Source organism: Paenibacillus sp. EC2-1, from assembly GCF_049311625.1.
Lineage (GTDB): Bacteria > Bacillota > Bacilli > Paenibacillales > Paenibacillaceae > Paenibacillus_AQ.
The window spans coordinates 638,728-650,106 of sequence record NZ_CP186006.1 but is presented as its reverse complement, the minus strand read 5'-3'; the positions used below and the strand labels follow the sequence as shown (position 1 = coordinate 650,106).

The 11,379-nt window shown below is 43.8% G+C and carries 8 protein-coding genes; all 8 read right to left on the bottom strand.

The features are described from left to right. Nucleotides 1–22 precede the first annotated feature (22 nt). The 8 genes from ACK8P5_RS03055 to ACK8P5_RS03020 all read right to left on the bottom strand — a co-directional run bounded on the left by ACK8P5_RS03055 (nt 23) and on the right by ACK8P5_RS03020 (nt 11,323). The gene (locus ACK8P5_RS03055) at nt 23–937 is read right to left on the bottom strand and encodes a carbohydrate ABC transporter permease (RefSeq protein ID WP_422659529.1); all 915 of its coding nucleotides are present in this window, start codon (nt 935–937) and stop codon (nt 23–25) included. Continuing rightward, nucleotides 937–1,932, bottom strand: a complete 996-nt coding sequence (locus tag ACK8P5_RS03050) for a carbohydrate ABC transporter permease (protein ID WP_422659528.1) — start codon at nt 1,930–1,932, stop codon at nt 937–939. Before ACK8P5_RS03050 ends, ACK8P5_RS03055 begins: the two co-directional genes overlap by 1 nt. Continuing rightward, nucleotides 1,922–4,888 carry an extracellular solute-binding protein gene (locus ACK8P5_RS03045; RefSeq protein WP_422659527.1) on the bottom strand — a complete coding sequence of 989 codons (2,967 nt, stop codon included), beginning with the start codon at nt 4,886–4,888 and terminating at the stop codon, nt 1,922–1,924. The genes ACK8P5_RS03050 and ACK8P5_RS03045 overlap by 11 nt, the downstream gene beginning before the upstream one ends. Before the next feature lie 13 nt (nt 4,889–4,901). Continuing rightward, a complete protein-coding gene (locus tag ACK8P5_RS03040; protein ID WP_422659526.1) occupies nt 4,902–6,020 on the bottom strand; it encodes an ABC transporter ATP-binding protein in 1,119 nt (372 codons plus the stop codon). A 222-nt stretch (nt 6,021–6,242) separates the two neighbouring features. Then, entirely contained in the window at nt 6,243–7,628 is a 1,386-nt protein-coding gene (locus tag ACK8P5_RS03035) for an ABC transporter substrate-binding protein (RefSeq protein WP_422659525.1), read from the bottom strand. 27 nt (nt 7,629–7,655) lie between these two features. Next, entirely contained in the window at nt 7,656–9,044 is a 1,389-nt protein-coding gene (locus ACK8P5_RS03030; RefSeq protein ID WP_422659524.1) for an ABC transporter substrate-binding protein, read from the bottom strand. A gap of 82 nt (nt 9,045–9,126) precedes the next feature. Next, nucleotides 9,127–10,068: a metallophosphoesterase family protein gene (locus tag ACK8P5_RS03025; protein ID WP_422659523.1), complete on the bottom strand. Its 942-nt coding sequence runs from the start codon at nt 10,066–10,068 to the stop codon at nt 9,127–9,129. After that, entirely contained in the window at nt 10,055–11,323 is a 1,269-nt protein-coding gene (locus ACK8P5_RS03020; protein WP_422659522.1) for an alpha-L-fucosidase, read from the bottom strand. Before ACK8P5_RS03020 ends, ACK8P5_RS03025 begins: the two co-directional genes overlap by 14 nt. Nucleotides 11,324–11,379 lie beyond the last annotated feature (56 nt).

The following is an 11,379-nucleotide window of genomic DNA, read 5'->3' as shown; positions in this document are numbered from 1 at the left end:
GTACACCTCCCTATTCCTCTGCTTATTTGATCCCCGAATGCGCCATCGTCGTGATCACTTTTCTTTGGAAGATCAAGAAGATTAGCAATGACGGTAAGAACATAATCAACGCTCCCGCCGCAGCAGCTCCTTGTCTAGCTACCGAGTTACTAAGGCCAGATGTTAATGTGCCCATATAAAACGGCAGTGTCTTCATGGAATCTTCCTGCATGAATAACGTTGAAGTCTCTATGTTCCCCCATGCCGATTGGAAAGCTAGGATCGAGATCGTAGCGATCGCAGGTGTAACAATTGGCATAACGATACGCAAGAAAATGGTGAATTCTTTCGCACCGTCCATCTTTGCAGCTTCAAGCAGTTCGTTCGGTACTTGGTCCATAAACTGCTTCAATAGAAATACACCCACTGGCATAGCAACTAGAGGCAGTACATGCCCTAAATAAGTATTCATGATCCCTAAGCTTTGAATAACAATAAAGCGTGGAATCGCAATGGCTTCTGTCGCGAATAACAATGACAGCATGATTAATCCTAGTACAATCTTGGACCCTGGGAATGGGTGCTTGGATAACGGGTAAGCACACATCGCTCCTGTAATAACCATCGCAACGCTTGATAACAAGGTGACGACAATACTGTTAAATACATATCTGGATACCGGTACAATCGTGCTTGCTGTCATGGCAAACAGTTCCGAGAAGTTCCCTGTTGTTGGCTCCCTAACAATAAATGTGGGTGGGAACATGAACAGCTCATGCAATGGCTTAAAGGCATGATTGAACAAATACACGAGTGGAAGGAGCATGAAAATGGCAAGCGGCAACAAACAGATGGCAATCCATATTTGTGCTCGATCGATCAATCTCAGAGCTAATACGAAATCGCTCCATTTTATCTTTAATTTCCGCTGCATGGCAGTCATCCGTGCCTCTTGCATTATTCATCCTCCTTCGGTGCAAATAAATAACCGAAAAATCTACTTAACACGTAACACATCAGAAGAACGACGATAGAAATCGCACTCGCATATCCGAGCTCAAACCGTATAAATCCATAATCATTAATATGGTCAATTAATAACTGTCCCGCATAGTTCGGGGTCGGGTTCGTACCCGATAATTGAACACCAATACCACCGGATTTAATCGTATGAACAATTGCCATTATGGCCGCAAACATCATCTGCGGCTTCATCATCGGTACCGTAATGTACCACACTTCCTGAAGTCGACTTGATATCCCGTCAATTCGTCCGGCCTCGTACAATTGTCGATCCACGTTAAGAATACCGGCCAAGATCGCCAAGAACCCGATACCCATGGATGACCAAATGGAGACCACAATCATAATGTTAAGCAAGTAGTCTTTATCGAGTAGGAATAAAACCGGCTTCTCAATAAGTCCCCACTTGAGCAAAAAGCTGTTAATGTAACCCGATCGGTCCCCGGTAAACATAACCGTCCAAACTACGGTCATCGCTATACCTGCGGATAACGATGGTGCATACATGGCAAGTGCATACCAAGTACGCATCGTATTCGGCAGCTGTGCGATTAACCAAGCTAACAAGAACGCAAGAATATATCCGACAGGCCCTACAAATACAGCAAATTTAAATGAGTTCGGTAATACATACTGCAAGAAAATAATGTCCTGTGAGAATAAATTCTGGTAGTTGAGCCATCCACGCCATGAAGGGAAATCAAAGGCATTAAAATAGGTGAAGCTCAGCAGAATACCTGAAATAACAGGAATGAGTATGAATATGATGAACATCGCCATAAACGGTAAAATAAACAGGTAGGATAAACGATATCTCCACATTTCTTTCATTAAAAAATTCATTCGTTCCGAGATGCCTGGTTTCGTCTTACCGAGCTTGGCTGGAGTTTCATTCGTCTTTTTAGAAAGGGCTGTCGCATTATCTGTCATTCAGAATCGCTCCTTTCCAAGGTTCTGTAATTCGAATCAGATCCATCTTCTTCAATACGTTGCCATTCTCATCAACGTAATTAAATTCTTGTTGCTTACGTTTCATTTCTCGGTTAATTTCTTTAACCGCCTTCTCGAGCGCAATCCTAGGATTCATTTGATCGATAGCTGCATTGTTCCATGCAAAACCGAGTTCACGAGCTGTCATGTAACCTCCTGGTACATTCGGCCATTCTTGCATCCATTGCCATTGATCTAAGATCACACTAAGATCACCCTGCTTCCATGGCATGTTGGCGAAGGCACGAACATTAGCGGAGTTCCAGCGGAAAGTCTCACCGCGATATTGCTCCAGATTCAGTCCAAACTCGGTCTGGATATCTTCGGACATATACCACTTCATGAAATCCCAAGCGATTTCACGTTTTTCTTCCGGTGTTTCGTTAAATAGAACGTTCGCTGTAGGGGCTCCCGCAGCAGCCCATCTTGTAATCGTACCGTCTTCCTGCTTCGTTCCCGGAATAGGAGCGATCGCCCACTCATTCATGATTTCCGGTGCTGCGACAAGTAGCTGCATGTATGTATTGAAATCTGAAATTCCGATAGGCATTGTTCCATCCCTAAACTGTTGATAGAAGCTGTTAACTTGACGCTCCATACCATACACATTGAACATTTCCGTCCACTCTTTGAACGACTCAAAAGCTTTAGGTTCATTCAGTGCACTTGTCAGACCATCCTTGGAATACAGCTCCACATTGTTTTGGAAGAACAGATATGAGAAATTATCCGGTGGAATGTAGAAGTTGCTCTCGTTCTGCAATAACGTTGGCAGAATCTTATATACATCTTCCCAAGTATCCGGAACCGATAAGCCAAGCTGATTCATAATATCCTTACGGTAGAACATGATGTTAAAGTTATTGGTCTCAGGTATCCCATACACACCACCGTCATAACGATACGGCTGCATAATGCCTGGATGGAATAGATCCATCATTTCATCCGAGTCCTCAAACTTCGTAAAGTCGTAGATCGCGTTACGTAGTGCATAATCAAAAATGGATGCACTCGGTACCCCAATCGCTATATCAGGCAAGATCCCGGCGGCTTTACCGAGAACAACCAAATCCGCTGATTGTACCAAGTTAATATTCACTTTAATGCCATGCTCTGGTGTGAATCGTTCATTGGCAAGCTGCTGTAGTTCATCTACATAATCGCGGCCTTTGAACATCCAGATGTTCAATTCATCCTCTGCATTCCGGTCTAGCTTGTTCTTGCTTGTGAACGAATAGAACAACGTAACAATTGAATTCCATAACTTTTCGAAGAAATTCGCTTCAATCTTAGGAAGCTTTGCATCGGGGACTGCTACATAAATCCGATCGATTTGCAGAGGTGAATTCATCAAATCCACACGCTGGGCCTCAATCTTCTCTTGCATCGTTCCAATGGTTAACTGACTGTACGGAATTTCATTCGGATCTTTCAATAAATCCTCTAGGTCCCGGGCGCTAGAGTTAAAAGATTGGGATACGTTGTCTCGCACCGTATTAATCGTGAGCATTCGCTCTGTAAGTTGGTTGAACTCATCCTTCAGTACTTCCAGTCTTTTGGTCATGCCAGGAATATCTTTCTCGATATTCCATACACGATAAGCATCACTGCTATTTCCTGTAGCAATACGAAGCTCTCTAGACACATCGCGAAGCTCTTTAGACATCCGATCGATGTCAGCTATAGTGGAGATATATGGTTCGACCGTGGCTTCCATCCTGATGGAATGCTTTCCTTTGGTGAGATAGAAATCAAATGCTTCTCCATCCGTATTCCCAAGCGATACCTTCTTCCAATCGCTGCTATACGGGAATGGATAATTCTTTAGCTCAGTGAATGGAATGTCCCCATCAATGTAAATATTGCGGAATACAGTAGCGTTCTTACGTAAATTTTGTTTGACGCGAAAGGTTATGTTGTACAAGCCATCTTCAGGAACTTCAAAATCCCAGGTTACCGCCTGACCGCCTTTATTCCACCCCGATCCCCCGATCGTATTAAAGCGAACGAGATCAAGTGACTTCGGCTGCGATAAAGGACTCCGATCATATTGTGTTTGAATGGAAGATGAGTTCTTCAGACTGAACTGTTCACCCTCAATGACAATCGGTTCCTTGTTCTCACTTGCATCAGTCGTTTTATACGTTTCTTTTACATCTTCATAGTTAGCAATGGACTTGGGAGCTTGAAGACGAAACGATTTAAGCGCAACCGACTGCCGGATCGTCTCGATCCGAATCGTATTCTCGCCTTTGTTTAGATGCCACTGCAGTGGCGTGCTGTAAGATCCTTCGGAATCACGAAAAGAAGTTGTTTTCCAACCCACTTCCTCATCAATTAGAGAGCGAAGCTGATTGCCTTCATCATCAAATTTCTCAGGTTTCACCTCGGAAAATTGACGCTCCAGCGATATGGAATGGGCCTCACGAAACGGATATTCTCCATTGATCTGGACACTCATGATCACGGACTGTCGTCCGAGCCCGTCTTTTGAAAGAAAGGGATGATAATCTGTTGCAAGCTCATAGAGCCCTTCTTGATCTACATTTACTTTGTACTCAACCCATCCCTTAGGCTGAGACCATAACAAAACATCATTCTCACCTTCATATGAGCCAACGGAGACGACAGCGTCATCCGATTTCGCATGATAGCTCTTAGCGTCAATCTCAAGCTCCTTCGTTCCCATCGGTACTTTCTTCTGTTCCCATTCTTTCGAAATCGTATAGAAATAAGGCTCGTGACTCAGCAAATCTGGAGTAGATGTGCCCTCACTGCCTGGTTCTGCAGTCTTGGAATCACTCTGTGCGTTACCTGGCAACACCGGATTGCCTATTAGGGCTACGGATAAGATAACGAGCAATAATCGGTTAAGAAATTTACTTCTCTTTACCATTCGTATCCCTCCATCACTTTGTTAATAGAATCCCTGTATCTTTATGGAAAAATAATGCCTTATTCATATCCACAGCCACAGCCGTTCTCATTCCATCGTCAAAGTGATAGCGTGGGTGTGCACGAGCAACTAAATATTTCTCAAGTCCAATATTCATATGGTAATAACGGTCCGACCCAACAAACTCACTGAGTTCCATCGTTCCGTTAATAATTGATTTTGGATACGCTTCCAACATAATCTCTTCGAAACTAATGTTCTCAGGACGCATGCCAATAATGATTCCACGGTCAACAAGGTTCAGTTGTCTGATTGTATGTGCTTGCTTCTCTGTCAGTCTGAGACCGAACCGTTTCGTATGGAATTCAAGGAACCCATCACGCTCTTCGATCTTACCGTTCACAAAATTCATCGGAGGATTTCCAATAAAGTTAGCTACGAACAAATTAGCCGGTTCATTATAAATGACCTCCGGTGTATCGACCTGCTGAACAATACCTTTTTCCATGACCACAATACGATCACCCATTGTCATCGCTTCGATCTGATCATGGGTAACATAAATCGTCGTGACACCGATCTTTTTGTGAAGACGAATAATCTCGGAACGCATTTGCACACGCAGCTTAGCATCGAGGTTGGAGAGCGGCTCATCCATAAGGAAGGCTTGCGGTGTACGAACGATCGCCCGGCCCAGTGCAACCCGCTGACGCTGACCACCGGATAGCTCTCTTGGCTTACGGTCTAAGAAATTCTCAATTTCGAGTACACGGGCAGCCCGTTTCACGGATGACTCAATTTCATGCTTCGGAAGCTTTCTCATTTGTAAACCAAAGGCAATATTTTCGTAGACAGACATATTCGGGTATAGCGCATAGTTTTGGAAGACCATCGATATATCGCGATCTTTAGGAGGCATATCATTCACAATCGTATCGCCAATGTAAATTTCGCCTTCTGAAATATCCTCTAATCCCGCGAGCATACGTAGGGTTGTTGACTTTCCGCAACCTGAAGAACCTACAAAGACAAGAAATTCTTCATCCTCTACTTCGAGGTTGAAGTCCTTCACCGCATATTCTTTATATTTTCCGTAACGCTTGTGCACATGATTAAATATAATCCTCGACACTGGAATTTCCTCCTTTACATGATCCCGCCATTTTCCCAAGCATTTTACCTTAATTTGTATCTTATCAACCTTTATGTGGGGGTAGTGTGAGGATGATGTGTGTTTCGTGTGAATATTGTCTTATCCCCTACCATTCGACAAAGGCCATTATAGATAGAGCAAGTCTGTCCTGAGTAGACAAACTTGCTCTTTGTTCAGCATCATTTTTTAAGTACAAATACGCTATTGACCTTTGGCCATGGCATCCTTGATCTTCGCCTCAGACTCTTCCTGCAACACCCTTAGAAACTCTGGAATGTTCATATCTGACTCCGAGAATTTCATAAGACTTCCTGAAAGATCGACATATTTATCCCATTTGCTGATCGTTTTGGGAACAGCCGGCTCACGCGAGAAGTATGCATTAATATCCTTGCCGTCGTATACATCAAGCTCAGCACCAAACTCTTCGTATACCTTCCGATCAGTTAGTACAGGGCGGTCCCCAATTCGAGCTAACTTCGTCTGATGCTCTGGGGATACATACTCTGCGAGCACTTTAAAAGCCTCATCCTTATGCTCACTGTACTTATTAATAATGAAAGGATGGGAGAATGAAGGTGGTGCGATATTCGGTAATTCCGGCCATACCGGTACAGGTACGTTATGAAAATTCTTCGTCACTTCCGGATCTCCAACGCCCCATTTGATGTAACCTGGCCAAGACACAATCATCGCGACATTTTTATTTTGGAAAGAGTAATCTTTCCTCACTTCAGGATCACTACTGTAAATGCCAGGAATACTGTAGAACTTCTTCATCAACTCAAGGTATTTCGTCACTGCCGGTTCTTTTGTGATCAACACTTCGCCTGTCTCTGGGTCTGTTAAATTCACATTTAATTGCTTTAAAGGTACTGTGGCTTCGGTTCCAGCAAATCCAGGGCCCATCTCAAGCCCATGGTACTGAATACCATCACGCTCTCCTGTCAATTTCTTCGCAAGATCAACCATGTCATCCCATGTCAGATCACCTGTTGGATAAGGTACTCCGAACAGATCAAATACCTCTTTGTTGTAATACATCGCATAGTTGTCACTCGCTGTTGGCATTCCTAGTAACCTGCCCTCCGAGTCCACTAAACGCCAGTAAGCTATGATGGAAGGGTCTATACCACTCAGATCAAATTGATGTTTCTCAACCAACTCATCCAGCGGTTCAATCATATCCAGCTCCTGCAGCGCATCGATTCCCCAATTCGCATACATAACATCCGGAACGATTTGCTTGGCATTCAGCTCTTGCAATGGCTCTAACTGTGCCTGGGAGTCAACTAATTCAATCGTAATATTAGGGAGCTTCTCATCAATGTCCTTAAAAAGCTTATCGAAAGCATCTTGACCCCATGGATACAAAATCTTGATCGTTGTAACCTCATCTGTTGATACGGTCTGCTCATCTTCTGTCTTTGCATCTGTGGATGGTGTATCCGTAGACGGCGTATCCACGGACACCGAATCTGCTGTATCTTCTTGCTTGCCACCATCATCTGTACTGCACCCTGATAACAACATCGATATGGACAAAATAAACACGAACAGTAGGACTAATGCGCGGTTCAGCTTCATATAACGCTCCCCCTATACATCCAAAATTTATTTTTTGGACTGCTCTTCCTTAATCTTAATTTCGGATTCTTCCTTCAACACACGCGTAAATTCAGCTATGTTCAAATCCGTAGTCGCGAACTTCTTAAGAGCTTCACCGATCGCAACATGGCGATCCCAAGGACTTTTACGTGCTGGCGGTTCTGCAAATGTATTCTGGAACATCGCAGTCACATTTTTATCGGTATAGGTTGGATCGTCTGCACCGAACAATGCCCCGTCCTCTTGGCTTAAGGATACGGAAGGAGTACCCATCCTCATCCGATATTGGATCTGGTATTCAGGAGAGATTACGTATGTTAACACCTGCAGCGCTGCTTCTTTCTGTTCACTGAAATCATTGATGATCCAAGGATGAGCGCCTGGTTTAGGAGCTAACCCCGGACTGTCCGCAAATGACGGAACGGGAAGTATATCCATACTTTTCTCATACTCAACTCTCTCTTCCACAGCTCCACCAAACCAAGTTAAAAATCCGTGCCAATTCACAACCATTGCAGCTGTTTTGCCTTCAAACTTATTTTCTTCTTCTGGATTATAGATGTTTGGTATACTGTAATATTTCTTAAGTACTTCCATCATCTTTGCAAATTTAGGATCTTTATCGAATAACACTTCACCCGTTTCTGGATCTGTATAATTCATCGATAATTGATTGAATAATGCTGTTGGCATAGCTCCTAAATCAAGACCACTATACTGAACACCATCTTTCTTGACGGTCAACTGCTTTGCTAGGTCAATAAGCTCATCCCACGTCATGTTCTCAGATGGATAATTAACACCTAGTAGATCAAAAATTTCTTTGTTGTAGTACAGTGCGAGCACATCCCCGGCATCTGGAAGACCAATTAAGCGTCCTTCCTTATCACGGGAACGTAATTCCTGAAGAATCTGAGGGTTCACACCGCTAAGATCAACACCGTACTCCTGAATCATTTCATCCAGACCGAACACCATCTCAAGTTCTTCAAATGGCGCCTGACCGGTGTAACCCAATACAATATCAGGAACAATATTTTGCGCACTTAATTCCTGCATATTCTCAGCCGTTCCATTCCAGTCAACATGCTCAACCGTTATATGGGGAAATTTCTCTTGAATCGGGTCAATCATTCTCGGTGTGAAATAGTCGATTCCCCAAGGCGTCGCTATTTTTATTGTCACAGGTTCATTGCTAAATTCTTTGGTAGGTACAGCCGGCTCCTCTTCCGTGCCATCCTCTGTATCTGTGCCTGTATCTTTACTATTATCCGTAACTTCAGGCGTACTCTCCGGTTCATTGGCGGTATTATCCGAGCTACTGCAAGCGGTTACAAAAATAGTGAACATAAGACATATAATCATGAGCACGTTCCAGATTTTCTTGTTTCTCATCATCAATTCCCCCTCACATGAAATAATGGAGCATGGGTATTGCTCCTCCCATCCACAAACAGGATGAGAAGAGCATTTCCACTTAACTCTTACCTACAGGTTGATGCTCTGGTTGTTCTGATATGACGGTTCCATCACTAAGATGCAGCCAGGTATCAAATGATCTAACCCCCTCTTGTAATTGAATGACTCTCGCTCCTGTTGGAATCTCCTTGCCCCACAAGATGTAACTTGAAGACCTGCCATAACAAAGCTTGATCCCGTGCAGATCACCAAAGTAATCATTCCCATGGTCGTGTCCAACGAAAGTCCCCATCACATCGCCCATCTCAAGCATCGCCGTAAAAAGGCCGCTGTTCACACGCGGAGCGGTAACCCCTTCACGTTTTTCCCCGTAACAGATTTTCGTGTCCCAGACCTCATCATATTCCGGAAGTGGAATGTGAAAGAAAGCCAGAGACGGAAGCGATATCCCCTCATTATTATCAGTACAATTCTTTGATTGTGTGACATACCATTCAATCTGGTCTTGATGGATCCACTCATATCCACCCACATGCCCAAGCGTTGAATAACTGCCACTATCCATAAAATAAAGTGCTGCGCTAGCCTTCTCTTCACGGCTCATCACCTTCAAGACAAAGTTGCCTGAACCACTAAGATTCTCTTCTGTCGGCTTCGCAACACAATACTCATGGCTTAATTGAACATCCATTAATTGATTCCGTGTAATGCCTGCCTCAGAATCATGGTTGCCAAAAACAGCTGCCCATGGAATCTTGAATTGTTCCGCTACGGACACCACATCTCGAAAAGTCTGCTCTGGATCTACACAACGTAAACTCCCGATAACGTCACCGGTGAACACAATCAGATCAGGTTGTTCAGCACGAATAACATCCCGCATCATCTTCCCGGTCTTCTCATTAAATCCGTGATCATCATCTAAGTATTCGGTATCGGTGAACTGTACAATTTTGAAAAAGCCATCCTTATTGAACCTCAATTGTTTATTCGGAAGCATAGGTTTCCCCCACATAGTAGATCTCCATCTCACGGATCGAAGGCACACCTTCACTATCCATGATTTCTAACTGTACACCCCGAGCTTTTATCACAGGAATACGTATAATCGCTTTATGGCCAATGTTCCTACCTTCGTACACTGTAATGGACCGTGCTGTTTTGGCAGTCGTAACATGAATTCGGAAACTGCGAACATGCTCTCCGTTCGTTAAATCCTCTTGAAGGACGATATGATCGATTAAATGCGGTTTCTCAGCCACATAAGACCATCCCGTATTATTCGGTGAACAATGCTCAATGGTTGCGATCGGATTGTTGAATCTTCTGCGGATCTCCTCACCCATCGCTTGCAGCTGAGCTGTATCTTTTGCTGGTAATAGGCCTTCTCGATCCGGTCCAATATTTAATAACAGGTTCGCACCTCGGCCTACCGAGGAATAATACAGACCCATCAGTTCATCTAGACTCTTGACGGTGTGCTCGTCACTATCGCTATAGAACCAATTCGCCCGCATCTGAACATCACATTCTGCAGGTAACCATATCTGTTCACCTAATGCATCCTTCTGCTCTGTTAAAATTGAGAACTCGGTTGCATCGGTTACATTCCAACAAGGAATAGGTGCCACCCCATCTTCATTGCCTACCCACCTAAAATCTGGATCGCCCATATTAAAGATCAATATATTCGGCTGCAATCGGCGGATTTCTCCGATAATTCTTGGCCAGTCATATTCATGATCCTCAGATCCACATCCATCAAACCACAATATATCAATATCTCCATAGTCCCCAAGCAGCTCTGTAATCTGATTCACGAAGTAGTCATCATAAGCCTTGGCATCCTGGTTATAGAAATCTGCTGAGCCATCGAATGGAGAATAGTACAAACCTGGTCTTACATCGTACTTGCGGCAAGCATCAACGAACTCCTGAACAACATCTCCTGCTCCTTCTTTCCATGGTGACTGTGCCACAGTGAACGAACTGTACTTCGACGGCCAATTGGAGAAACCATCATGATGTTTAGCTGTTAAGACAGCGTACTTCATCCCTGCTTCTTTGGCTGTTCGAATCCACTGCTCACAATCTAGCTGCACGGGGTTGAATTCTGAAGTTGACATTGCTCGTTTATCAAAATCAACATACCCCTCATAAAATGTACGTAGGCCAAAATGCAAGAACAGCCCGAATTCCCAGCCCTGATACTCTGTTTGTCTAAGGGTTGGTTTAATCATCGAATTGGTTATCACATAGAGCCCCCCTCTCAATTTTTCTTATCGTAACAATTCTGTTGTGAAGCTGGTGT